General features: G+C 51.6%; 27 protein-coding genes. 17 read left to right on the forward strand and 10 right to left on the reverse strand.

What is annotated here, in order from left to right:
- Positions 1 to 23 precede the first annotated feature (23 nt).
- Positions 24 to 410 (forward strand): response regulator, encoded by a 387-nt coding sequence (locus P8O70_07450; GenBank protein ID MDG2196713.1) that lies wholly within the window; start codon positions 24 to 26, stop codon positions 408 to 410.
- 146 nt (positions 411 to 556) lie between these two features.
- Here the strand turns inward: P8O70_07450 and P8O70_07455 are convergent, their stop codons facing one another.
- A complete protein-coding gene (locus P8O70_07455; protein MDG2196714.1) occupies positions 557 to 985 on the reverse strand; it encodes a thioredoxin family protein in 429 nt (142 codons plus the stop codon).
- A complete protein-coding gene (locus tag P8O70_07460) occupies positions 982 to 1,371 on the reverse strand; it encodes an HNH endonuclease signature motif containing protein (protein MDG2196715.1) in 390 nt (129 codons plus the stop codon). The genes P8O70_07455 and P8O70_07460 overlap by 4 nt, the downstream gene beginning before the upstream one ends.
- Positions 1,372 to 1,470: 99 nt before the next feature.
- On the opposite strand from P8O70_07460, the gene P8O70_07465 reads away from it, so the two are divergent.
- Positions 1,471 to 1,887, forward strand: coding sequence for a TerB family tellurite resistance protein (locus P8O70_07465; protein ID MDG2196716.1), 417 nt, complete (start codon positions 1,471 to 1,473; stop codon positions 1,885 to 1,887).
- Here P8O70_07465 and P8O70_07470 read toward each other — a convergent pair.
- The 7 genes from P8O70_07470 to recA are packed head-to-tail and all read right to left on the reverse strand — an operon-like array spanning position 1,884 to position 11,232.
- Positions 1,884 to 2,741 (reverse strand): homocysteine S-methyltransferase family protein, encoded by an 858-nt coding sequence (locus P8O70_07470; GenBank protein ID MDG2196717.1) that lies wholly within the window; start codon positions 2,739 to 2,741, stop codon positions 1,884 to 1,886. The two genes, P8O70_07465 and P8O70_07470, sit on opposite strands and share 4 nt — an antisense overlap.
- A complete protein-coding gene (gene glmS, locus P8O70_07475; protein MDG2196718.1) occupies positions 2,738 to 4,558 on the reverse strand; it encodes a glutamine--fructose-6-phosphate transaminase (isomerizing) in 1,821 nt (606 codons plus the stop codon). Before glmS ends, P8O70_07470 begins: the two co-directional genes overlap by 4 nt.
- A gap of 1 nt (position 4,559) precedes the next feature.
- Entirely contained in the window at positions 4,560 to 5,786 is a 1,227-nt protein-coding gene (locus P8O70_07480; GenBank protein MDG2196719.1) for a sugar phosphate nucleotidyltransferase, read from the reverse strand.
- Entirely contained in the window at positions 5,783 to 6,475 is a 693-nt protein-coding gene (cmk, locus tag P8O70_07485) for a (d)CMP kinase (GenBank protein ID MDG2196720.1), read from the reverse strand. Before cmk ends, P8O70_07480 begins: the two co-directional genes overlap by 4 nt.
- 11 nt (positions 6,476 to 6,486) lie before the next feature.
- Positions 6,487 to 9,135 (reverse strand): hypothetical protein, encoded by a 2,649-nt coding sequence (locus tag P8O70_07490; protein ID MDG2196721.1) that lies wholly within the window; start codon positions 9,133 to 9,135, stop codon positions 6,487 to 6,489.
- A 2-nt stretch (positions 9,136 to 9,137) separates the two neighbouring features.
- A complete protein-coding gene (gene mnmH / locus P8O70_07495) occupies positions 9,138 to 10,196 on the reverse strand; it encodes a tRNA 2-selenouridine(34) synthase MnmH (protein MDG2196722.1) in 1,059 nt (352 codons plus the stop codon).
- Complete coding sequence (recA, locus tag P8O70_07500) at positions 10,189 to 11,232, reverse strand: recombinase RecA (GenBank protein MDG2196723.1); 1,044 nt, start codon at positions 11,230 to 11,232, stop codon at positions 10,189 to 10,191. Before recA ends, mnmH begins: the two co-directional genes overlap by 8 nt.
- A gap of 253 nt (positions 11,233 to 11,485) precedes the next feature.
- Between recA and P8O70_07505 the strand changes: the two genes are divergently transcribed.
- The 7 genes from P8O70_07505 to P8O70_07535 all read left to right on the forward strand — a co-directional run bounded on the left by P8O70_07505 (position 11,486) and on the right by P8O70_07535 (position 18,503).
- Complete coding sequence (locus P8O70_07505) at positions 11,486 to 12,427, forward strand: SDR family oxidoreductase (protein ID MDG2196724.1); 942 nt, start codon at positions 11,486 to 11,488, stop codon at positions 12,425 to 12,427.
- A 10-nt stretch (positions 12,428 to 12,437) separates the two neighbouring features.
- Positions 12,438 to 14,798, forward strand: coding sequence for a DnaJ domain-containing protein (locus P8O70_07510; GenBank protein MDG2196725.1), 2,361 nt, complete (start codon positions 12,438 to 12,440; stop codon positions 14,796 to 14,798).
- The gene (locus tag P8O70_07515) at positions 14,795 to 14,977 is read left to right on the forward strand and encodes a CPXCG motif-containing cysteine-rich protein (GenBank protein ID MDG2196726.1); all 183 of its coding nucleotides are present in this window, start codon (positions 14,795 to 14,797) and stop codon (positions 14,975 to 14,977) included. Before P8O70_07510 ends, P8O70_07515 begins: the two co-directional genes overlap by 4 nt.
- 7 nt (positions 14,978 to 14,984) lie before the next feature.
- Positions 14,985 to 15,242, forward strand: a complete 258-nt coding sequence (locus P8O70_07520) for a hypothetical protein (protein ID MDG2196727.1) — start codon at positions 14,985 to 14,987, stop codon at positions 15,240 to 15,242.
- Positions 15,243 to 15,248: 6 nt separating this feature from the next.
- Positions 15,249 to 16,109, forward strand: coding sequence for a hypothetical protein (locus tag P8O70_07525; GenBank protein MDG2196728.1), 861 nt, complete (start codon positions 15,249 to 15,251; stop codon positions 16,107 to 16,109).
- Positions 16,110 to 16,189: 80 nt separating this feature from the next.
- Positions 16,190 to 17,128 carry a GTPase Era gene (gene era / locus P8O70_07530; GenBank protein MDG2196729.1) on the forward strand — a complete coding sequence of 313 codons (939 nt, stop codon included), beginning with the start codon at positions 16,190 to 16,192 and terminating at the stop codon, positions 17,126 to 17,128.
- A 46-nt stretch (positions 17,129 to 17,174) separates the two neighbouring features.
- Complete coding sequence (locus P8O70_07535; protein MDG2196730.1) at positions 17,175 to 18,503, forward strand: hypothetical protein; 1,329 nt, start codon at positions 17,175 to 17,177, stop codon at positions 18,501 to 18,503.
- A gap of 10 nt (positions 18,504 to 18,513) precedes the next feature.
- Here the strand turns inward: P8O70_07535 and P8O70_07540 are convergent, their stop codons facing one another.
- Positions 18,514 to 18,900 carry a hypothetical protein gene (locus P8O70_07540; protein MDG2196731.1) on the reverse strand — a complete coding sequence of 129 codons (387 nt, stop codon included), beginning with the start codon at positions 18,898 to 18,900 and terminating at the stop codon, positions 18,514 to 18,516.
- Between the two features lie 77 nt (positions 18,901 to 18,977).
- On the opposite strand from P8O70_07540, the gene P8O70_07545 reads away from it, so the two are divergent.
- The 8 genes from P8O70_07545 to P8O70_07580 all read left to right on the forward strand — a co-directional run.
- On the forward strand, positions 18,978 to 19,802 hold the full coding sequence (locus P8O70_07545; GenBank protein MDG2196732.1) for a glycerophosphodiester phosphodiesterase: 825 nt from the start codon (positions 18,978 to 18,980) through the stop codon (positions 19,800 to 19,802).
- Positions 19,803 to 19,812: 10 nt separating this feature from the next.
- On the forward strand, positions 19,813 to 20,106 hold the full coding sequence (locus P8O70_07550) for a hypothetical protein (protein ID MDG2196733.1): 294 nt from the start codon (positions 19,813 to 19,815) through the stop codon (positions 20,104 to 20,106).
- 5 nt (positions 20,107 to 20,111) lie between these two features.
- The gene (locus tag P8O70_07555) at positions 20,112 to 20,360 is read left to right on the forward strand and encodes an AtpZ/AtpI family protein (GenBank protein MDG2196734.1); all 249 of its coding nucleotides are present in this window, start codon (positions 20,112 to 20,114) and stop codon (positions 20,358 to 20,360) included.
- Positions 20,361 to 20,783: an ATP synthase subunit I gene (locus P8O70_07560; GenBank protein ID MDG2196735.1), complete on the forward strand. Its 423-nt coding sequence runs from the start codon at positions 20,361 to 20,363 to the stop codon at positions 20,781 to 20,783.
- An 8-nt stretch (positions 20,784 to 20,791) separates the two neighbouring features.
- The gene (atpB, locus tag P8O70_07565) at positions 20,792 to 21,574 is read left to right on the forward strand and encodes a F0F1 ATP synthase subunit A (protein ID MDG2196736.1); all 783 of its coding nucleotides are present in this window, start codon (positions 20,792 to 20,794) and stop codon (positions 21,572 to 21,574) included.
- 58 nt (positions 21,575 to 21,632) lie between these two features.
- On the forward strand, positions 21,633 to 21,935 hold the full coding sequence (gene atpE, locus P8O70_07570) for an ATP synthase F0 subunit C (GenBank protein MDG2196737.1): 303 nt from the start codon (positions 21,633 to 21,635) through the stop codon (positions 21,933 to 21,935).
- 93 nt (positions 21,936 to 22,028) lie between these two features.
- Positions 22,029 to 22,328: a hypothetical protein gene (locus tag P8O70_07575; GenBank protein MDG2196738.1), complete on the forward strand. Its 300-nt coding sequence runs from the start codon at positions 22,029 to 22,031 to the stop codon at positions 22,326 to 22,328.
- Positions 22,329 to 22,374: 46 nt separating this feature from the next.
- Positions 22,375 to 22,957, forward strand: a 583-nt coding sequence (locus tag P8O70_07580) for a glutamate--tRNA ligase family protein (protein MDG2196739.1), incomplete at its 3' end; no start/stop codon positions are given.

A 22,957-nucleotide genomic window follows, 5' to 3' on the forward strand; every position in this document is an offset into this window, starting at 1 on the left:
AGCACCCGTCTTCTAAGCACCGTATGCACTACGATGCCTCTATACTCCTAGTGGATGACTACAAGTTCATCCGGACCATTCTTGAAAGAATGCTGCATCAGCTTGGCTATCAAAATCTCTGCACGGCCGTTGATGGCGTGGAAGCGCTGAAATTATTGCGATCCCAACCCGTTGATCTAGTCATCACTGACTATCATATGCCAGAAATGGATGGCATCAGCCTCTTCCAATCAATGAAGCAGGAACCTGTCCTAGCTAAGATTCCCGTCCTACTTATCTCTGGTGTTCCTACCGAAAAATTTGCGACACAGGCACTGGCGATGGGAATCCAAAGCACCCTGACCAAACCCTTCCGTGCAGAGCAACTGGATCAGGAGATCCAATCTCTGCTGATCCAATCTCTCTGTTAAAAATGCTACGGATCATTCTGCTGCTGGTAATTCTGCCAATGATCCTAGGCTTTCTATTCTCTCGGCTATCTCAGCCTATCCTGTGCTGGGTTGGATATTCTCTCCTTATCATTCCTCCTTCCATCGCCATGACATTGTTGCTCGATCTAATTTGAAGGGCGCAGTTCACCGAACAAATTTCGTAAAAATTCTGGTTCCTGTAGACCCTCCAGAGCCCCCAAGCGTTGCCCATCCTGCGCGAAGAAGACCAGCGTAATTCTCCCAACTTGCTGCTGATTCGCAAAAGCCTGCCCCTCTGGACGACTCAGATCCGCAATCAAAAAATCCAAATCGGCCTGAAACTCCTCCTCCAAACTGGCAACTGTGCGTTGGAGTTGGCGACAAACAACACATGTTGGATCATGCACCTGGACTACAACTGGTCGTCCGTTACCAATTCGTGAAAGATCATACTCCTCATCTTTGGAATGCTGTTGCCACCACCAGACTCCTCCTGCACTTATCAGCAAGAAGAGCGTGAGTAATGTGGAACCCCAGGCCCCAAAGTAACCCACAAACTTTTGAGGTGTTTTCAATGATTTTCCTGCTCCCACTCCCACTCCTCTTGTTCGAAGTCTTCAGAGGTCTTTGTGTTTTGTTGAGATTGTTGAGCAAGAGCTTTGCTGCGAAGCTCACCTAGAGCCTTAGAATATGAAGAATCTTCAAACAGTTCTGTCTGCTGATGCTGGTAGGGTGCGTGCTGACGAGCCTCCTTTTCAATCTGCAAATGGCAACGACTGCAAAGAGGAATTAAATTTTCTAGGGCATTATTGCCTGGATTCTCGTCAATATGATGAACTTGGAGGGCAATAGCATCCTCATCGCCAGATAATTTGCAGCGTGCGCAGCGATTACCAAACTCTTGACGAACCCACCTTGACATCACTGGCCAGTCAGGATGATAGCGTTCATCTAGAGACATTCCACTCCTGTTGGCGGAATTCCTGCTTTACGACATAGTTCAAATTCGATATAAACATTTCCCTCTATCTAAGAATTTCCCTACAGACAGTGAGGTCAAATGAGTGTCAATCGTCAAGAGTATTTGGACATCATCTCCATCGTCAGCCATCTCGCCCGCTCTGACGGAGATATTGCGGATTCGGAGAAAAAAGTATTGATGACCCTGTTCAAGGCGATCGGGGTCACGAAGGAAGAGCAGGCTGCGATGAAAGCCAAGACCTCAATTGGGTCGTTATTGGAGGAAATTCAGTCTGATGAGGCCAAAAGTGTTTTGGTGGACACTCTCGCTCTGGTGGCCGGTGCTGATGGAGTGTTTGAAGACGAAGAACGCGCCTTCATTACCAAGGTTATGAAGCGGATTGGTATGGAGCCCAGTGAACACCCTTACTTTCAGGATGGCGGGGACCTGGACATCAAGACCGTTCGGGCCAACGTCAAACAGATTTTGGAATCACTGAAGAGCGCAACCGCTTAGGTCGATTCACTTCCATCCCGGAAATCACGCAACCAGCGCAAATGCTCCAGGGTGGTGTTTGCCCCTAATCCAAGGATTGCTACTTCCTGCTCCAGTAGCTGCTCTGCCTTACGCTGAAACCAGGAACTTGGCTGTTGCTCCGTCTGTGGTAACTCATCCAGCACTACACTGACCACCCCACACTCACCCACCAACTGTTCGATATCTTCGGCTAAGCCAGGTTGCAGAGCAGAAGCGTGCAACCCGACAATGGTACGTCCCAACTGAACCATTTCGAGCAGTCCCTCTAGTTGCTCACCCAACCGAATATCAGGTGCCAGGCGTAGATGGAGCAAGCAATCTCGCTGAAAGCTCCGCCGTGCCAAGCGAGCGACTTGCTGCAGTTCCTCCAGGCGGGTAAAGCCTTCTGCCCAGAGTAAATCTGCCCCTGTATCTGAAAGATACACGATTGGAGGTCCATAGACCCGCTCTACCAAATGCTCACCCAACTCTGACTGACTCTCAGCCTGTTGTAACAAACCAGCGCTGACAACTCGTCCCAAGGCTTCACGGAGAAGAGCCATGCCGTTGTTATTGATAGCTTCCTCTCGATCTTCAATGCCTTGCTGAGTTAGCTCAAGGACATTGGCACCAGCGGTGTTCGTACGAAAAAAATCTGCACCCGCTCGCTGGTAGCTCTTGTAGGCGGCACGAACCCAATCCATTTGCTCCAGATTGGCCAGGTACAACGGCTGGTTTTCTGGCAAACCAAACTTTTGTAGAATTGGGACTAGGCTACCCTCACTAAACACTGGAGCATGCTCTTGCAGCCAATCCAGGAGAGAAAAAGTAGGAGGAGTGCTTTCAGTGCTCATCCAACCGTCACTGACTTGGCCAGATTGCGAGGTTTGTCAATATTACGCCCCAGATCAAGCGCTGCGTAGTAGGAAAGCAATTGAGCCATAGTCATCTGGAGTAGCGGCGCTAACCAGGGATGAACTGTAGGCAGTTCTACTGCGTAGTCGAGAACCTCACGGGCATGCCGATCTCCTTCAAAAACAAAACCGGCCAAAGTTCCTCCTCGGGTTCGGATCTCCTCCATCGCAATCAGTGTTCTACGATGCAAGTCTTGCTGATCCGGGAGTGGTACAAAAAACAGCGAATGAACTGACTTCTCAATCATTGAAAGAGTACCATGTTTGAGGAATCCTGCCGGCATCCCTTCCGCATGCTGGTAGGTTACTTCCTTCATCTTCAAGGCCGACTCCATCGCTACCGGATAGTACTGTCCACATCCCAGAAACAACCAGTTTGGAACCCAACTGGTGGAGCGAGCAACGTTCCTCAAAAAGCCAGATTGTTCGTTCAAAGTATCCTGAATCAGGTCTGGCAGACGATCCGCAGCAACGAGGAAGGAATCGACCTGCTGGTTATCCAAAGTACCTTGTTGGCGACCAGTTTCCACAGCGGTTCGGAGTAAAATCAGGGTCTGTGCCATCGCGGCCTTGGTGGAGACCACACAAATTTCTGGTCCAGACCCCTGCATAATGACCTGGCCGACCTGCATCCCAATCGAGGACCCCATCACATTAACGATTGCTGCTGTCTTGGCACCACGCTGGCGAGCAAAATTAAGCGCCATCTTGGTATCGTAGGTTTCTCCAGACTGAGAGACTGCCAGTACCAAATCTTGTGCCTGCACACCAGCAATATCGATAAATTCATCAGAACTGATGGCTGGGAAGTAGCGCCCAGTCAGTTGTGAGAAAAAATACTGTCCCAGCTGTGCCACATAGAAAGTTGTTCCCACACCAACGAGATACACCTGTGGTGCTTCTACAAATTTTTGAGCTAGTTTTCGAATCTCCTCATCTGGAATCTTCAGCGCCTGACGCAGGGTCTGAGGTTCATCAAAGATTTCTTTGAGCATGTAGTGGGCAAACCCACCCTTGCGGGTTGTCTCTGCATCCCAGTCAATATGCAGGATATCTTCCTCGACCTGCTGACCGTCACGCAGGCTACGAATCTGATAGCTCTCTTGCGTCAGAATGACATATTCGTCATCATCCAGAATTACCGCCCGTCGGGTATACTCTAGAAAGGCATTGATATCCGAGCCAACGTAGTTGCTGTCTTCGCCCAACCCTAAAATCAGAGGAGAATCACGCTTAGCACAGAAGAGTCGATCCGGCTCATGTACTGAGATCATCACAATTGCAAAAGAGCCTTCCATTTGTTCCAGGGCCGCCACAAATGCATGCTCAGTATTTTGTAATCGCTCATAGTGACGGGCCAACAGTTGTACAAATACCTCTGTATCCGTCTGCGAACAGAACGGTACTCCTTCCACTTCCAGTTCCTCCCGCAAGTCTTGATAGTTTGAAAAGATACCGTTGTGCACAACCGCAAAAGCCTCGTTAGTTGAGAGATGCGGGTGGGCATTCGCCCGACTGACCACTCCGTGAGTAGCCCAACGCGTATGGGCAATGCCAAGGCGCCCACTGAGTTGGGTGAGACGTTCCCGTTGATTGACCTCTTCCACCCCTCCGGTGTTCTTGCGAGTCTGGATCTTGCCCACATCCAGCAGTGCCATTCCACACGAATCATATCCTCGGTACTCTAGATTGCGAATTGAGGCATAGAGAGGATGAGCCACATTCTTTGCGTTGATCATTCCACTGATTCCGCACATTTCAGGACTCCTTCTGATTATCAGGAACCCAGCCACGTAGGGAAATATTATCTTCGATGAAGCTACCTGCTGGAACTATCGTTGCGGGCGCCAGTGTTTGTCGGGCACCAATGCGTACTCCATCTCCAATGAACGCTCCAAGTTTGGGCAAGCCAGAATCAACGGATTCGTTGGCAGTAGAGACCACGATATTTTTTCCATCTGAAAAATGATTCACCGTGGTCAGCGCTGTACCAAGCGAAACCCCCTCCCCGATCACGCTATCCCCAATGAAAGAAAGGCGTCCCAGGTCAGACTTTCCAAAAAGTACGCAGTTCTTGAGCTCTGAGCCATAACCGACTACTGAGTTTGGGCCGATGGCGCTGAAGGTTCGTACCAACGAATTATTTCCAATGTAAGAGCCTTCTCCAATGAAGCACGGACCCTTGAGTACTGCACCACTCTCAATCACAACATTTCGCTCGATCACCACCGGCCCTTCCAACTGAACGTTACCAGCCACTCTGGCACTCTGGTGAATATGCGCTGTGCGCCAGGCACTCATCATCATCTGATTTGCTTCCAAGATGTGCCACGGGTAGATCACATCAATCCAGGTGCCCTCCCAGAGATCCGCCTGCAAGCCATCATTCTGAACCAGATATTGGTAACACGCTTCAATGCTTTGATCATGCTGGCGCAGCAGGTCAAAGATTCTCGGTTTTAGAACAAATCCACCGGCAAAGACATAATTACTTTGCATGCGTCCCTGGGGCTTCTCAATGAAGCGGCGGATCTTCATCTCATTGTCTAGATAGACGTTACCGTATTCATTAGAATTGCGAGGCAGGGTCACCAACGCAACCTCTCGGCCTGTTTCAGCGAAAGCTCGCAGTAGTTGGGGAACAGGATTTCCATCCGCCAGCACATCTCCATAGACCAGTAGAAAAGGCTGTCGCTTCAGGTAAGATTCACAGCAGGAGAGCGCATGACCAATACCTAGTAGTTCTGGCTGTTCCACGTATTCGAGACCCATTCCGAAGTCACTTCCATCCCCAAAATGATCTCGTAGAGCCTGCTGTTCATGGTGTACTACGACTAAGGCCTCATGAACTCCAGCGTTATGCAGCCCATCAAGAATACTCTCCAAGATGTGGCGGCCTGCAATCCGAATCATTGGCTTGGCACGAGTCGCTGTAAACGGCAGCAACCGTGGACTGTAGTTCGCAGCCAGAATCACCGCTTTCATGAAGACTCCGCAAGAAGGAAAGGTAGCAGATGCTGCTCCAGCACAGACAACACCTGCTCAACATTCAAATTACTCGTATCCACCAAGATTGCATCAGCTGCTTTACACAGAGGGGCTTCACTACGATTACGATCCTGCTCATCTCGTTGCTTCAGGGCCTCCAAGACCTCCTCGAAACGAACACTGGGATCCTTGGCCTGCAATTCGGCAAAGCGTCGACGTGCTCGGGTCTCTGGACTGGCTTCAACGAAAAACTTACAATCGGCCTGTGGCAAAACGACGGTACCAATGTCACGTCCTTCTAGCACAGCCCCTCGGTAGACACCTCCAATTTTTGCTTGCTCTACCAGCTGACGCTGCTGAAACTTGAGTGCGTGCCGAATCGGTACAAAGCGGCTCACCTGAGAGGCTAGTGCTGAAACCTCCTCGGTACGAATCGCAGAGCTAATCTCTTCACCATCACAAAACACTCGTCCATCTGCTTCCAGCACAATCTGCGTTTGTTCACCAAGCTCCTGCAATGCCTCCTCGTTTTCTGGCTTGTCTAGACGGTTCCACTTCCAAGCCAAGCAACGAAACATTGAACCGGTGTTGACATAGAGCAACTGATTGCGTTCAGCCAATTGACGCGCCAGCGTACTCTTACCAACTCCTGTGGGACCATCTAGCACCACAATCACAAAAGCCATGCAATCCCTTCCTACTTACTTTCCAATCGCTGCAGAGCATTGGCTGCAGCCTGCTTCATCTGCGGATCGCTTAGCTCTTTGCTGATCTTGCTGTAGATCGCCTTCGCGTCATTGATCCGCCCCAAGGCCTCGTAGCTAAGTCCCATTTGCTGCCAGGCAGTGAACTTTTGATTTTCGTTCAGCCCTTCCGCATGGAAGTAGGTTAATTGTAAGTAAGCAGCAACCGAACGTTCATGAGCTTTCAGCGCAGCCGCAGCTTCTCCACCTAACAATAGCGCTTCTCGCTGGATCAATGGATTTTCACTGCGACGCAACTGAGCAGACCAGCTCTCTGCTTGTTCCCAGGCTCCAGACGCACCGAGTCGTCCAAGATTCAAATATTCCTTGCCAATGCGGAGCATCCGCTGTTCACGCGCAGCCTGATCCGGCTCAAGATTATTGCGTAACCGATCCTCCCATAGTCGAATCAAGCCCTGCCGATGTGGAATTGTTCTCGCTGGTTCTCCCACGTACTCGTAGCGCTCAACCAACCAGTTCCGAATCTGCTCTTCTTGTTCTGGTTTGAAACGAGTATCCTTCAAATAGATTTCTGAACGCTCTGTAAAACGCACATCCTTCAATCCGTAGTACAGGCGCAAAATCGCTAGTTTGGCCTCAATTCCCCAAGTAGGATTCAGAACATTTTGCAGTGAACGTTCATACGCTGGTAGGGCTTTCAGTGGGTCCTTGATCTGTTCGTATGCCTGACCACGCCGGAAGTATAACTCAGCCTGGTCCTTGGGATCTTTCATTTGAGGCAGCATCTGCAGGGCTTTTTCCAAAAAGCCTTCCCAAAGCTCCAACTCCCACAACAAGCTCAATTGTAGTTGCTGCATCTCCAGATCAAGGATTTCCGGATGGCTGAGCATAACTTGCAGGGCCTCTTCACGACGATTCAAATCCCGTAGCAACAGCACCTGCTCAATCAACAGATCCTTGTTCAAAGCCTCTGGATGAGCCTTAAGTAGCGCATCCAGTTCTCTCAACGCTTCTTCCGGAAGCTCCAAGCCACGATAAATCGCAACCAACCACTGCCAGGCACGAACCTGGTAGCGTGATGGTGGCTCCGCATCTACCAGAGTCTTTGCTTCTTTCTGGGCCTCCAGCCACTCTTCATTCAGCATGGACAAACCGATCCGGATCAGCGCTTTCTCTTCCTCACGGCCTGCCTCTACTGGAACTTGCCGGAGTGTCAGGCCGATTGCACGACGCTGATTCTCATTACGCTTCGGATCCTCCAGAGCTGCTTGCCAAAAATAGCAATCACCTAACCGAGCTGACTCCACAAACTCCTGAGTCACCCGCTGACAGCGTTCAAAACCTTGTTTTGTCTGACCTTCTGATAAATCCAGATATGCGAGACGATAAATAACCTCTCCCTTCAGAGAGGTCGCCAAATCAGGGGAAACCAGCAGTTCCTCAAAGATTTGACGGGCCTGTTCTGGCTTCCCCGTTTCCTGAAGCGCCTGGGCTCTTAATAAGCGAAATTCCTCTACCCTGGAGTGTAGCGCAAACTCTTCAACAGGCAGCGGAAAATCTAACAAAAACTCCCACCATCCCCAGGATGCGGCATGCCACATCGCTCGATAGGCTCCTTCACGACGTAGCTCTCGCTGGCGCAGAGAGCGCATGGTTCGACGAACTTCTTTCTCGTCTTGTTTTCGTAGTGCTAATTCCAGTTGGAGCAGAGACAATTGATCTTCATCGCGCAACCCTCGCTTTGCCAGGGCCTGAACTTCTTGACCTAAGGTTTCCCAATCCTGCTGCTGCCAGCGACACCAGGCTGACATGGCAGCAAGCTCCTCTATTTCAGAATAGTTATAGTATTTTTCAAAATACTCTTCCCGTAATCGTAGGACAGGATTACAGTTCGCCCGTTCGTACTGATAAGAGGCTTCCTCTGCAACAAAACGAACCAGATTTTGTGCGTTGCCAGGATCCTGACGCAGTTGTGTAAAAATTGCTGGGACCTGGGCGGGCTTCGTCTGGGCTGCACAGTAGAGTTCGATACGGGTCCCTTCCCGCAAGTACTCTCGACTAGCTTGTCCGACATCCCGCAATCGACCCAACCACACCTCACTCTCCGCACAATCTCCACGCCTTGCCATCAACCAGGTCAATGTTAGGTAAGCTGCAGATCTCAATCCGGGTACTTGTTCTGAGTCAGTTTGTAGCCAACCCTGCAGGTCATCTACAGCAGCCTTGAATTCTCCAAGCTGAGTTCTGGACAAGCCCAGCCAGAATCCTGATGGTTTAGCCCAACGACTGTTCATCTTCTTATCGATGATTTCGTAGAACCGATCTCGTGCTAGTGCAAAGTCCCCATTCTGGAAACTCTCCAGTGTGGTCTCGAAGTATCGACCGATCTGATCGAAGAAGCTGACCTGCAAGGGCTCTCGACTGAGTGGATTGAAGTCGGGCAATGGGGGAAGAGAGACCGAACGACCCAGCTTGGGTGTGTTCGAAGAAAGATCTGGTTGGAAGGGAGCTATCTCGCCCAGCGGGAAAGACCCGTAAGGGGTCTGTACTTGATCTGAAGGAGTGGCCAAGGCGCTTAGAGTGGTCAAACAGAATCCACACCCTAGTATAGCTCCTTGGAGCCAGCGTACAAGAACTGCCATGTTCATCCGGACGCTGCCGCGACGTCATCTCGAAATTTCCGTAGATCGTCTACGGTTTGATCCAGATTTTCTGCCGAGAACTCAGCCGCGTAGTGATAGTTTTTCATTGAATTATAGTAACGCGGGTCATAGTAGTCGTTCAATAAGATCGCTACCAACTCACGCAACCGATTTTGCCGCAAACAGTCGCGCAGATGATCCACCAGCTGCCGACCTAATGCCATGCGCAGGGACTGCAAGATCTGGTCAACTTCTGCAACCGTTGCCTCATCTTCAACAAGGTAATCCGCTAGAGTCCTATCGATTCGTGTTTCTAGCGAAGCATGCAGCAGGACTTTCTGACCTTTCTGCATTGCCTTGGCCAGCGGTGTTGGGATGAACACCGGACCGACCTTGCGGCTCTCTCCTTCGATGAAAAATGAGCGATCCGTTGGGAGAGCAAGCTTTGCCTGGTGCAGTAGTCCCTCAAATTGCCGCTGAGTTCGTGGATGCCGGTGGATGCCACCAAACAACGAACTCCGGTGCTGTGCCAAGTCTTCCAGGTCCAGATGATCTGGCAGCTGTTTCAACAATAGCGTCTTGCCCACCCCGGTGGGACCGTGTAGCACGATCAGGGATGGCGACCACTGTTCAAGAGCTTGCAGAACATGTTGGCGATAGTGTTTGTAGCCACCTCGCAATTGTTGCGCAGTGAAACCTTTGCTGTTGAGCAGACGCACTACAGAAACTGACCGCATTCCACCACGAGCACAGTAAACGATCAGTGGTTGTTTCTGCCAGGGCTGAAAACTTTCCACCAATTGCTGCACACGCGGCTCGACATAGCGCAGCCCTGCAGCCATCGCAGACTCTGGACTGACTTGCTTGTAAAGTGTCCCGATCGTAGATCGTTCAAAATGGTCAAACAGCGCTTGATTGAGAGCCCCAGGGATGTGTCCCTGGGTGTATTCTTCAGCGGTACGAACATCAAACAGAGGCGGAGGAGTGAGAAACGGCAGTTCCGACAGGGCAAGAGATGGACATGGTCCCTGCAGAAACTGCCCTGGAGAAACCTCAGTCACTGGCAGCCTTTGCCTCCTCCTCTGTTGGCTTCTCTGCATCAGGTGGAATTAACCCATGTAACTGACGAACCCGACTCTCGATCACCTGGGCGATCTCTGTGTGCTCTGCCAGAAAACGAATTGCGTTGTCTCGGCCCTGTCCCAGACGTTCCTTGTCAAAGGAGAACCAAGTTCCACTCTTCTGTACGATGTTGCCTTCTGTCGCATAGTCGAGAATCGTACCCAAGTGGGAGATCCCTTCTCCATAGATGAGGTCGACTTCCGTATTGCGGAAAGGAGGAGCTACTTTATTTTTAACAACCTTGATCTTGATCCGATGACCACGAACTTCGTCGCCCTGCTTGATCTTAGTGGTGCTTCGGACGTCCAAGCGAACACTTGCATAGAATTTGAGCGCATTGCCCCCAGTAGTTGTCTCTGGGTTGCCAAACATCACTCCGATCTTGGAGCGCAACTGATTGATGAAAATGAAGATCGTGTGCGACTTTGAAACCGAGCCTGTCAGCTTACGCAGAGCTTGTGACATGAGACGAGCATGGAGTCCCATATGAGAATCTCCCATGTCTCCATCAAGTTCACTTTTTGGAACCAGCGCAGCCACCGAATCTACCACGACAATATCCACCTTACCCACACGGACTAATTGCTCAGCAATCTCCAAGGCCTGCTCTCCGTAGTCTGGCTGAGCCACCAGCAATTCCTCCACATTGACCCCCAGCAGTCGAGCATTACTGATATCAAGTGCGTGCTCTGCATCAATGAAAGCAGCCATACCACCAGCCCGCTGTACCTCTGCAACCGCACAGAGTGCCATGGTCGTTTTACCTGATGATTCAGGGCCATAGATCTCAATGATCCGTCCACGGGGGTAGCCCCCAACTCCTAGCGCAATATCCAAGCCCAGATTACCAGAGCCAATCACGGACACTTTGTTTAGTGCTTGGTCTCCAAGTTTCATGATGGAGCCCTTACCAAACTGTCTTTCGATCTGGCTCATTGCCGATTCCAGGTCTTTGCGCTTTTCCTCGTTTATCATGGTTTGTTCCGCAAGCAGGTGGTCGAAATGAAGCTGGTCGGTCGACACGGACGCCTCAGCCATCAGAAGGGGGAGAATTAAATCGCAGTATAAAATATGCTAGAGATTGAAGCGTACGAAAAGCAGGGCTAAGGTGCAATGAAAATCCAGTGGCTACAGCAGCACTTGGAGTTTGATCAGCACTGTGTTACCTTTTCAAGATTTTTGGTAAACCCTTCATGAAATTTCCCAAGACACTCTATTACCCAACTTCATGTCTCAACGTGTTTTAGTCACTGGTGGCGCGGGTTTTCTCGGCTCCTTCCTCTGTGAGCAACTAATCCAGCAGGGCCATGACGTGCTGGCTCTGGACAATCTTTTCACTGGCAACAAGCGCAATATCGCTCATCTGCTGGACCATCGGAACTTCGAATTCATTCGCCATGACGTGGTTGAACCAATTCTGTTGGAAGTCGATTGGATCTTCAACCTAGCCTGCCCAGCCTCACCTGTACATTACCAGTACAATCCAGTGAAAACCACCAAGACAAGCATTCTCGGTGCGATCAACATGCTCGGACTGGCAAAGCGAGTCCAGGCGCGTATCCTACAGGCGTCCACCTCTGAGATTTATGGAGATCCAGAGGTCCATCCTCAAACCGAAGACTACTGGGGATCTGTCAATCCTATTGGTCCCCGCAGTTGCTACGACGAAGGCAAACGAGTCGCTGAAACCCTAATGAGTGACTATCGTCGTCAAAATGGAGTAGATACTCGGATCATTCGAATCTTTAACACCTACGGCCCTCGCATGCATCCGGAAGACGGGCGAGTGGTCAGTAACTTTATAGTTGCAGCCTTGTGCAACAAACCGCTGGTGCTCTACAGTGATGGACAGCAGACTCGCTCCTTCTGCTATGTCAGTGACCTGATTGAAGGAATCCTACGAATGATGCAGCAGGAGAACTGTCCCGGACCCATCAATCTGGGGAATCCTGGAGAATTCACGATTCGGGAGTTGGCTGAACAAGTCATGGAATTGACCAATTCTCGCTCCCAAATTACTTATCAGCCTGCCCGTGAAGATGATCCTGGTCGCCGCCGACCAGACATTCGACTAGCCAAGGATCAACTTGGCTGGGAACCCACGGTGCCTCTGAAGGAAGGTCTCCGTCACACGATTCACTACTTTGACGAGCTGCTTCGCAATTCCTGATGGATCTCGCATGCCGCCCTCTCGTCTACTGATCGCCCTTGCCTTACTGTTTGGACTGATCCTGCCTCCGCTTGCTCTGGGGAATCAGGATTTTCTACAACTGCGGCAGGAGATCCGCTCCGAGCGTCCTGTGCGTCAATTGGCAATCAGTGCCGACGAAGCAATCCTTGCCATGGGAATGCAAGATGGTGATGATACTGTTGTAGAATTCCGTGACCGACGTAGCGGTCGGATTCTAGGCAACCTGCGCTCTGCTAGCAATGAGTTAACTCATCTCAGCTTTCATCCGACTCGACGACAACTGTTCGTAGGTGGAGATAAGCGACTCGAACTCTGGCAAGTCGATGATCTGCCTGGTCGTGATGCAGAATTGCCTGCCTTGCAACAACGCATTTGGGAACGAACTGTTCAGCAACCGGTAGGACAGGCCGACTTTAGCCAACAGAAAGATCTGCTGCGCTGGAGTGAGGGACAGCAACTCTACGAACTAGATGCACAACCACCCTACTCCTCGCGCTTACTCTGGACAGGTGAAAAGACCGACCAACCTCTAAAGCACTTTGCTTTCAGCCCCAACGAGCAACGCATTGCAGTTAGCCATGCCAATCAAACTGGAATTCGTTTGGTAGATTCTCAGCGCCAACAGGTATTGCCACCGCTTGATTACCATTTGTTGCCTCCAGTGGATTTCCACTTCTCAACAGACCAACAACTAGTTTCCATCGACGAAGAGCGTAACCTGCTCTGGGGTAATTCGGAGTCCCGCCTGCAAGAGCATCGTCCTGAATTGGAACTTTCCAACCAGTCCAAGCCAGAGCGATTGCTACCGCTACCAGGTGACAAACTAGCGGTCATCTCAACAGAGGGAGACACTACCAAGGCGCACATCTTTAATCGAGAGGGCGCAGAACAACAACAATTGCTGCTTTACGGCGCTGGCAGCATTGCAAGGAGTCCCACCGGAGCCTACCTGGCCAGTGCGGATTATGACAGCGTTCAATTGTTTGAGACCAAGGAACACCAGAGCCCGGAAGAATACATCCATCAATTGCAGGATCGTGGCGCCAACGAAACCGCTCGACGCTATCGCAACCAACTAGACACTCCGGTTGCCCTAGCAACTTCAAAAGCAGCTGAAACCAGCACGGGACCATCTTCGCTTGAATTGCAAGTGGAGCAGTTGCGCAATGCGGAACGGGAAAAGGATTGGCTGCGAGCTGAAAGACTGCTGGGGGAAATCCTACGTATCGACCCTCAAAATGCAGAAGCCCTCGCCGTGCGGGAAAGGATGCAGCAACAAGAGCAGGAAATTCAACTTGGTAAGGGAGAGCAGCTACTCAAAAAAGGAGAGTACGATGCTGCCATTTCCCAATTCAAGCGGGTCCCCAAGGACAGTCCACTCTATACGGAAGCACGACGCCAACTGGCTCTGGCCGAACAACAAATCCGAGTACAGTTGCGGGTTCAGAGTGCTGAGCAGGAAATGCGTTCCCAAAACTGGGAAGGTGCTCGAACTTTTCTGCTGATGGCGCTTGAACAAGATCCAAACAACTCACAAGTTCAGTCACTACTCGAAGAAATTGAGGCCAAGCAAACCAACGCACGCCTGGTTCTGCTGGTAGTCCTGCTGATGCTGTTGCTTGCTGGAGGATTGCTAGGCTGGTTTGGTTGGAAATACAGGGAACGCATCGCAGACTGGATGTCTCAGGAAGATCCACGACAGCAAGCTCGTGCACGAGCCTATGCAGAAGCACAAGCTGCTGCGCAAGCGGAAGAACAACGCAAGGCTGCCGAACAACAAGCACTGGATGAGCAACACTTTCAGGAGACCCTACGGAAGACCCGAGAGTTGTTGCGGCTGGCGCAGCGCAAGGATACAGAACGCCAGCACGCTATGCGGCTGGTGGACTTTGAAGCTGAGATCAATCTGATCGAACGACAGGCACTGGAAAAACAGGCTCCCTTGCGACAACTTGTGGGCAAACTACTGTTCATTCAGCAAACCCTGCGCAGCCTGCGCTTCTACGTGCGGGCCCGCACAAGCCAGCGTGCAGAAGAGCAACAACAACGCCGGCAACAACAATCAAAGCAACAGGAACGGCAACAGCCTGGTTCTTCACGAACCTCTGCCGTCGGACAAAATTATTACGAACTCCTGGGCATTTCTCCGAAGGCAACGGCCAGTGAAATTCGGAAGGCTTATCATGAGAAGCTGAAGGAATACCATCCAGACCGACATCAAAATGCTGAGTTCGATTGGATCCGCCAGCAAGCCGAGTCCATGACTCGACTGCTTGGTGAAGCCTATGAAGTGCTGGTTCACGAAGAACAACGCAAGCGTTACGATCAGCAACAACAGGCACGCTCATGATTGAACAATTCTTCGATTGCCCCTATTGTTGGCAACGTATCTCCATCTTGCTGGATCCTTCGGAAGTAGAGTTGGACACAATCGAAGACTGTGAGGTCTGCTGTCGACCGATCCGCTTCAAAGTTCATCTCAATCTCGAGGGCCAGGTCCTCGATTTCTCTGTTCTCCCTCCGCACTGAGACAACAATGCAACGAATTTGGGCCATCGTTTACCTGCTCTTTCAGAATAACTATGTACGCATTAGTGCCGTCCTTGGTGCAGCAGCCGGCTATTGGGGATATTCATGGATCCCAGGAGGAGACCCAGTTCTGACTCCTGTAGTTGGGGCCTTTCTTGGCTGGGGAATTGGAGTCTACTGGAGTGAAATCTTTCCAGCACTGCAAGCCCCTCGCTCCCGATCTAAGCCAAGGTTTCAGGTTCATCAGGGCGGTAAGCGACGCTGAGGGGGTGTGAACGAATCAGGTCTCGGCAAGTACGTTGCGCCCACGGCTCTAGGAGCTGCCTACGCCCTGTCACGGATGGGGCTACTGCTTTTATTTTTGCCGGAACAAGCTGCTCTCTTCGATTTCAACCTGCTCTTTCTCGCAGGGGTGCTGCTCGGCTTCACCCTGCGTCCTATTGTCAAACCAATCTTCTGGACTCGTAGCGTTGGTACCGTAGTCATCCTGCTACTGTTATTAGGAATTGGACCAACTGGAAAGTTGCTGGAGGGAATGGTCCTGGGCACTCCAATGGATGAGGTGGCGCAAGGGCTCTTGTTAGGAGAATTTGGTGCTGCCCTGTTGGTAGCACTGGTCGCTCCCTGGCTGCTACCTCCCACACAACGCTTGCTCGACTGGAATCGGCTGGGTCGCAGACTGCGTCAAGGAGTCCTTGATCGGCAACGTCTGCTCGAAATGCTATGGCTGGGAGTTGTCTACGTTCTGCTCTTCCTGGGTACACAAGCACTGATTCAGGCCAACTGGGAGTTGTCTTCCTGGTGGACCCAACTGCAGAACTTCCTGCAACTTCCTCCGACCTCCATCGAAGCCAAGCTGGTCTTCCTGCTGCTGAGAGGCTGGTTGTTGCTGCTGGTGCTGCTGCCTGTCTGCCTGACCCTGACCCGTCAACCGCTGGAACTCTGGATTGTGCTCACCTCACTCCTCTTTGTTGTGGCTGAATTCACCCCCGCCTTTGTCTACTTCCAACAAGTTCCACCAACCCTTCTGTTTGACCAGGTCAGTGGCGGTTTGATTCGTCAGGCGATTTTCGCTGCACTGATTGCCTGGCGCTGGCACTTGGAACCTCTATCTGAAGAAATCCCAAAGTAAGACCTTGCAACCCAGCAACAGATCGTTATAATTCTATTTTTTTTACAATTTTGCACTGAAACAATTTTCGTTTCCTGCACATGATCACCTTTGCTCCTCCTGCAGCCCCTTCGGCTGATGGTCAGGACTCCCTGACCCGTGCTGGCTTCATTGGCCTGATTGGTCGTCCGAACGTAGGCAAGTCGACCCTGCTCAATCGCCTAATCGGACAGAAACTGGCGATCACAGCAAACAAGCCACAGACTACACGCAATAGACTACTGGGCATCCGCACCATCGGTTCCTCACAGTTGATCTTCATCGACACTCCCGGCATCCATGCCTCCAGTCACATCATGAATCAAAAGATGGTGAGTTACGCTGTTGAGACTCTGCAGGAGACCGACTTCAACCTGATGCTTGTTGAACCTCTGCGTCCCGGACAAGATGTCCCTGCAGAAGACCAACTGGTCCTACAGCACCTGCAAGGCCGAGCTAGCAACACGATCCTGGCGATCAACAAGGTTGATGGCCTTCCCTATGAGGCGATTCTGCAAAGCTTGGAACGCTATCGTCAACTCGCAGAATTCGCAGAATTGATTCCGATCTCTGCGCTCAAGTCGCACAACTTGGAACGTCTCTGGGAATTGCTGCTGAAGTGCCTGCCAGAAAATCCATTTTTCTTTGCGGAAGACCAACTGACGGACGCCTCGGAGCGGTTCCTCTGCGGAGAATTGGTGCGCGAACAGCTCTTCCGCCACCTGCAACAGGAACTTCCCTACTCTGTGGCCGTTCAGGTGGAATCTTTCGAAGAGACTCCCAAGCGACTGCACATTGTCGCCAACATCATCGTTGAGCGTGAATCGCAAAAAGGGATCATCATCGGTCACAAGGGCCAACAACTAAAAAAAATTGGGACTGCTGCCCGACAACGTATTGAGACTCTACTGGGACAGTCAGTTTATTTGTCGCTACAAGTCCGAGTACTCAAGCAGTGGAGTCGCCATGAACACTATCTGCAGGCTTTCGGGATGAAATAAGCCCGAAACTGCCTTGAAATCTGCCGTTCCTTTCAACTGAGCAACGATGAAGGCTTACCTAATCATCACTACCCTTGCCGCCGTTGCAATCGTGGTTGCTACCCAACATTCCATGGAATTGACTCTCGCAGCCGCTGCTCTCTGGATCCTGCTCATGCTGCTGCTCTGGATCCTGCGACGAAACATGGAAGTTGTCTCCACTAGTTTTTCACAAACGGTCTCCTTTGCGGATGAATCACCCAGAGTGGCCCCGAAATCAGCTTCTTCTGGAAGTGCCGAAACCTTTACAAGCTTGGACAGCTCTGTCTTTGCACGCTTTCGTGAGAATCTGGAACAAAACGAACGCAAACAAGGAAACTTTGTTCCTGTACCAGAAGACGAACCCATAAAAGTCGTTAATCTGAAGCACCAACCTGTGCAAACTGAGCCGGAGCCTGTGGACGCAGATGGCTTTGAACAGGCACTGGCGACAGCAGAGCAACAGCCTCCGCCTCCCAAGGATCGAGTCACTATCCGACGTCGCAACAATACTGCGATAGAACGACCACGAGCCCAAACCCTACGACGTCACTCAGATATTGGTTCGCTTTACAGCCTCTCTAAACAACGTCTCTCCCGGCAGCCAGAGATTCCCGACAGCACCGAAGATCTTTTTTCAGATGCCTACATTCCTTTGCCACATCAGCTACAAGCTCCAACTCCTGCCAGGGAAGATCTCTATGATGAAGGCCTTGGGAAGACTCTAGGGCACTCGGCTTCACCAGATGAAACTCGTGACGAGGCCGAAGCTCTGCTGCAGATGGCTCGCTCTTTCGCTCGTGCCCGTAACTGGCAGGAAGCCAAGGTTAGCCTGGATAATCATCTTCAGCTGCTTCAGGAGTTGAAAAGAACGCCGCAGGCCGAGGATCTACAGCTATACGTGAAGGCCTTGATTGAACTTGGAGAGATTCAGCAGGCTGCCCACCATCTCGATGGGGTACGTCGGCAAAAGGATGGCTTGGAGGGAGAAGATCTTGCCCGCATGGTTCGTGATGTTGTTGAAGGACTAGAGAAAGAACAGGCTTGGGAAACTATGATCCCCCTGCTGCAGGATCTGCTGAACTACGCTCGACAGCAACTGGATCGCAATGAGATGGATCGGCTCTATGACAAGTTGGAACAGGCACTGGAGACAACCAAGGAAGAAGATCGGCTGGTGCGGACCTGCCACAGCCATCTTGAAATCAAGCGAGCAATTGGAGATGTAGAAGGAGAGGAGCGATTACTGAGCAAGTTGGGTCGCCTCCATCACCGACGAGGCGATAAGGAGATGGCGAACCAACTTTACCAGGACACTCTGCGGCTGCGGAACAGCATGGAACGCGCCGCTTACTGAGCCTTTTGGGTCAGTAGGTACAACCAGATGGGGTCATACCACGGAGGGCCTGACCGTGATTGATGGCTTCAAATTGCAGTTCTGCCAACAATCGACATCCCCGAGTTCGACGCTCCCGAGCTACATAATATTCGTTGATGCGTGGCGACGTATCTGACTCCAACTGGGAAAAAGCATCAATCGCATTAACAGTGTGATCTTCTGCCAGCAGCAGGTATTGGGGTTGACGCTCCCGGCGCCAACTGTTGAAATAATTCAGGCTCCAACCCAAGTGACGATCTCCATCCTGGAGACGGGTGCTGAAAGAAGCGATGGGGAAGCGATCATAGCTGCTGCAGCTGACAGCAAATCCGAGCAACAATAGTCCGGCAGCGATCTTTCGACAAAGGCGGTACATAAATTTCTCTTCCTTGTAGGGATGATCAGTTTCTTCTGCTATCGGCAGTTGCCCCAAAAACTTTAGCTGGAATTGATGTGGAATTGCCGCTGGTTGTTGAAAATCGCCTACACGATCTCGCCGAATGGCTCATCGCTTGGACAACCCCATCCGAGCCGACTCCAGAGCAGTGGAACGCCTGCTGCGTCTTCGCCCACCGAGGTCTGCACGATGATCCCCGTATCCCTGAAAACACAATGGCCTCGCTGGCAGCAGTCTTGCGCTTCGAGGACATTCACGGGGTAGAATTCGATATTCGCTGGACCAAAGACCTGGTACCGATGGTCTTTCACGACCCAGATCTTCAACGGGTTTTTGGTAACTCTGAGCGACTGGCAGACCTGACTTCAACAGAACTGCGCCAGCGCTTTCCGTTGATACCAACCCTCTCCGAAGTTGTGCAGCACTTGGGAGAGCGTAAGCATCTGATGATTGAAATCAAGGAAGAACACTATCCGGAACCGGAGCATCAACTTGAGATCTTACAAGAGACTCTGGCAGGCCTCGTGCCAGGAGAGCACTTCCATTTCCTGCTACTGGATCCAGCAACCTATGAAAAATTGTCTGCGTTCCCCAAAGCTTCAGTACTACTAGTTGGTGGCTTCAATGTGGCAGAAATCAGTGAGGCGGTGAGCAGTCAGAATTTTGGTGGAATTGGTGGACAGTATCTGTTGATGCCCGACACCGAAGTGCAGCGTCACCTGGAGCAGGGAAAGATCGTTGGCACTGGCTATCCTCGAAGCTGGCCAGCTTTCTGTCGTGAACTCTCTCGAGGCGTGAACTATCTGTTTTCCAATCAGGCCCAAGCCCTGGCCAAGATCCTGGCCCAGGAACGCCTGCGTCTTTCCCTTGATCCCCATTGAGTAAGAGACCATGGCCCGACAGGATGACGAACTGGATTTGGAAAAACTTCGCCGTGAAGTCGATACCCTGACCCAGCAGGTTGGTGGCAAGCCTGCGCCGGGAACGACCACCCGACTTCCCGCTCAGGAGAAGCCTAAGAAAAAGAAGAAGGGCAACCCCATCATGTACGGTCTGATCGGTGTTGCCGCCATCCTAGTTGGTGGCAAACTGATCTTCTCGTTAATGAACTTCCTGGTGCTCGCTGTGATCGCAGGCATTGGCGCCTGGTGGTATTTCTTCAAATTCCGCAAGGATGAGGACTGACAAACATGCCGCGCTTCAATCCCCGCTTGGTGATGTTCAGTTCGATGGGCCTGGAGTTGGGTCTCTCTGTGATTGTTGGACTCCTGCTTGGCAGCTCTCTGGATCGTTTCTTCGGCACTGGACCCTGGATGCTGATTATTTTCACGGCCAGTGGCATCGCTGCTGGTTACCGCAGTGTCTATCGCCTGCTCAAGCGCTTGCAGCAAGAAGACGCCGCGACTCCCTTGACTCATGACTTTGACTCCAAGACCTGAATGTCCAATTCACCTTTCCCCGAAATCTCTGACGAGGCCCTACAGGTTGGCTTCCGCAAAGCCACAGAATTCCGAAATTTGCTGATCCTGGCATCCGTCGTCCTGGCAATTGTCTCGCTCTTGTTCGGCCTTGACTTTCTCTTGGGATCCTTGCTAGGTTCAGCAATTGTTGGTTTGAACTTCCACTGGACTGTGCGCTTCGTCCTAAATATGTTGGAGGAGCGAAAACTACGGCCACTATATTTGCTGATCTATGGTGCGAAGTTCATCGTCTCGATGATGGTTCTCTACGTGGCGATCGTCCAATTGGACATCAATGCAGTTGGGATAATGCTAGGTCTCTCCAACATTTTGTTGGCCGCCACCGCTTACGCACTCATCCAGCGACCAAGATCCTCTGACTCTTCCGACGTCCTTTCCTAGGGATACTGATGTTTCGACGACTGAACCTAGCGGGATTGTTCCTGCTGACCCTAACATCCTCGGCTTTTGCTGCAGAGGGTGGTTTCACTTGGGCCAACTTCCTATTCGGAGGATTGGCAGAACCATTGGCTTCAATCGGGATTGACCCACGCCCGATCCTCGACATGATTATCGTTGCCGCGGCACTGATCGGTCTGGCTTGGTGGCTTGGCAAACCTTTCCGCGAAACCCAGATGCTGGAACCCTCCGGGAGACTAGACAAAGATCATTTTGCTGTCACCGTTGTCGAGGGTATCCTCAATTTTCTCTCGGGCATTATTCAGCACGGTATCGGACCACGACCCCTGCTTCCCTTGCTCGGAACCTACGGGCTCTTCATCCTGTTCCTGAACCTCGCCGGACTGGTCCCTGGATTCAATCCACCAACCGACCAGTTCAACATCACCTTTGCCTTTGCGATCGTCGTCTTCCTGCTGACTCACACTCTTGGAATCCGTCAGCACGGCACCAGCTACATTAAGCAGTTCATTGGCCCTATGCCCTTGATGGCTCCCTTGATGTTCCCAGTTGAATTAATCAGCCACCTCGTGCGGCCGATGTCCCTCTCCATCCGCCTCTTGGGGAATATGACCGGTGACCACAAAGTGGTCTTGATCTTCTCCTCAATTCTGGCGCTTGGGTTGCCCGTTCCCTTCATGGGATTGGGTATTCTCATTAGTGTTTTGCAGGCCTTTGTCTTCGTATTGCTGTCTGCAATTTATTTTGAAGTTGCCATGAGTGAAGCTCACTGATCGGCTCTTCGTTCTGTTCCGTACACGCTCTTACTGTTCTAAACCAAAAGGAAGTTCCATGAACAAAAGACTCATGCTGATCCTGTTTCTGATGCTGCTGGCAGCCCCACTGTACGCCCAAGAATATGGTGAACTGGCCACCTTCGGCTTTGCCATGGGTGCTGGTGTGGCGATCTCCTTCGCTGCTCTCGGTGGTGGAATCGGTCAAGGCATTTGTATGCGCGGCGCCCTCGAAGGGATCGCCCGCAACCCGAATGCCTCTGGCAAGATCTTCACTCCGATGATTATCGGTTTGGCGTTGATCGAATCCCTCGTGATTTATGCGCTCGTGATTGCCTTCATTCTGCAAGGTAAGGTCTAAATTGTCACTGAGCAGGTTTCGCAGGAAGCCTGCTCAGTTTCTGCTCCCCGTATTCCACCCTCGCTGACACAACCTCCTCACAAACACTGACCCATGCCTGATATTGCCTGGGGTTCCTACACGATGCTGGCGACTGGTTCCCTGATTGGACTCTTTGCGGCCTATCGAATTTTGTTGCAAGGCTTCAGCCTGCTCTTCTGGGTACTGCTGCTGACCGGTGGCGCAATCACCTTCGGACTCGGTGCTCAGTCACTGGGCGAGGATAATTTCCTGAGTGAGTACTTACCGCTTGAAACTCTCGAGAACCTGGAGGGCCAAGACTTCACAGAGCAGCTCCAACGACTGCCTCAAGAAGCCCGCGGCCAGATCCGAGCTCTCTGCGAACAGCTCTGAGCCCATTCACTGGTGTAGCCGCTTAGCTCCAACTCCTAGTGGCTACTTGCACCTCGGCAACGCCTGCAACTTCCTGCTGACCTGGCTCTGGATTCGTTATCTGGGTGGAGAACTGTGGCTGCGAATCGATGACCTGGATCAAGCTCGGGTACGTCCTGAATACATCGAAGACATCTTCCAGCAACTGGACTGGCTTGGACTGGATACTGACCAGGGTCCTCGCAGTGTCGCTGCACTCCAACAAAGCTGGTCCCAGCAGCTGCGTACAGAGCGCTACCTATCAGGTTTAACACAACTTAACGATGCTGGAGCACTCTATCGCTGCACCTGTAGTCGTCGCCAGTGGAAGGTCCTTGTTGGCGAGGAAGGTTGCTATCCAGGAACCTGCCGCCAGCAGCAACACTCTGCCGAACAACCCGGCAGTTGGAGGATTCGGCTACCAGCAGCAGCCATGGTACGTTGGCAGAATTGGCCGAGCGGCCAGGAAGAACTGGATCTCGCTGACGAGATGGGCGATTTTGTGATCCAACGTCGTGACGGACAAGTCGCCTACCAGCTGGTGTCATGCTTGGATGACCTCGACTGGCAGATGAACCTGCTGATTCGAGGTGTAGACCTGCGGCCCTCCA

It is taken from the genome of SAR324 cluster bacterium, assembly GCA_029245725.1.
Taxonomy (GTDB): Bacteria; SAR324; SAR324; order SAR324; family NAC60-12; genus JCVI-SCAAA005.

What these genes read in the sequence shown, in the direction of transcription:
- P8O70_07555 (MDG2196734.1), top strand. Translation starts at nt 20,112, where the DNA reads ATGCCGCGCTTCAATCCCCGCTTGGTGATGTTCAGTTCGATGGGCCTG.
- glmS (MDG2196718.1), bottom strand. Translation starts at nt 4,558, where the DNA reads ATGTGCGGAATCAGTGGAATGATCAACGCAAAGAATGTGGCTCATCCT.
- P8O70_07515 (MDG2196726.1), top strand. Translation starts at nt 14,795, where the DNA reads ATGATTGAACAATTCTTCGATTGCCCCTATTGTTGGCAACGTATCTCC.
- atpE (MDG2196737.1), top strand. Translation starts at nt 21,633, where the DNA reads ATGAACAAAAGACTCATGCTGATCCTGTTTCTGATGCTGCTGGCAGCC.
- atpB (MDG2196736.1), top strand. Translation starts at nt 20,792, where the DNA reads ATGTTTCGACGACTGAACCTAGCGGGATTGTTCCTGCTGACCCTAACA.
- P8O70_07540 (MDG2196731.1), bottom strand. Translation starts at nt 18,900, where the DNA reads ATGTACCGCCTTTGTCGAAAGATCGCTGCCGGACTATTGTTGCTCGGA.
- P8O70_07470 (MDG2196717.1), bottom strand. Translation starts at nt 2,741, where the DNA reads ATGAGCACTGAAAGCACTCCTCCTACTTTTTCTCTCCTGGATTGGCTG.
- P8O70_07480 (MDG2196719.1), bottom strand. Translation starts at nt 5,786, where the DNA reads ATGAAAGCGGTGATTCTGGCTGCGAACTACAGTCCACGGTTGCTGCCG.
- P8O70_07505 (MDG2196724.1), top strand. Translation starts at nt 11,486, where the DNA reads ATGTCTCAACGTGTTTTAGTCACTGGTGGCGCGGGTTTTCTCGGCTCC.
- P8O70_07510 (MDG2196725.1), top strand. Translation starts at nt 12,438, where the DNA reads ATGCCGCCCTCTCGTCTACTGATCGCCCTTGCCTTACTGTTTGGACTG.
- P8O70_07535 (MDG2196730.1), top strand. Translation starts at nt 17,175, where the DNA reads ATGAAGGCTTACCTAATCATCACTACCCTTGCCGCCGTTGCAATCGTG.
- recA (MDG2196723.1), bottom strand. Translation starts at nt 11,232, where the DNA reads ATGATAAACGAGGAAAAGCGCAAAGACCTGGAATCGGCAATGAGCCAG.
- P8O70_07465 (MDG2196716.1), top strand. Translation starts at nt 1,471, where the DNA reads ATGAGTGTCAATCGTCAAGAGTATTTGGACATCATCTCCATCGTCAGC.
- P8O70_07560 (MDG2196735.1), top strand. Translation starts at nt 20,361, where the DNA reads ATGTCCAATTCACCTTTCCCCGAAATCTCTGACGAGGCCCTACAGGTT.
- P8O70_07490 (MDG2196721.1), bottom strand. Translation starts at nt 9,135, where the DNA reads ATGGCAGTTCTTGTACGCTGGCTCCAAGGAGCTATACTAGGGTGTGGA.
- cmk (MDG2196720.1), bottom strand. Translation starts at nt 6,475, where the DNA reads ATGGCTTTTGTGATTGTGGTGCTAGATGGTCCCACAGGAGTTGGTAAG.
- P8O70_07550 (MDG2196733.1), top strand. Translation starts at nt 19,813, where the DNA reads ATGGCCCGACAGGATGACGAACTGGATTTGGAAAAACTTCGCCGTGAA.
- P8O70_07460 (MDG2196715.1), bottom strand. Translation starts at nt 1,371, where the DNA reads ATGTCTCTAGATGAACGCTATCATCCTGACTGGCCAGTGATGTCAAGG.
- P8O70_07575 (MDG2196738.1), top strand. Translation starts at nt 22,029, where the DNA reads ATGCCTGATATTGCCTGGGGTTCCTACACGATGCTGGCGACTGGTTCC.
- era (MDG2196729.1), top strand. Translation starts at nt 16,190, where the DNA reads ATGATCACCTTTGCTCCTCCTGCAGCCCCTTCGGCTGATGGTCAGGAC.
- P8O70_07450 (MDG2196713.1), top strand. Translation starts at nt 24, where the DNA reads ATGCACTACGATGCCTCTATACTCCTAGTGGATGACTACAAGTTCATC.
- P8O70_07520 (MDG2196727.1), top strand. Translation starts at nt 14,985, where the DNA reads ATGCAACGAATTTGGGCCATCGTTTACCTGCTCTTTCAGAATAACTAT.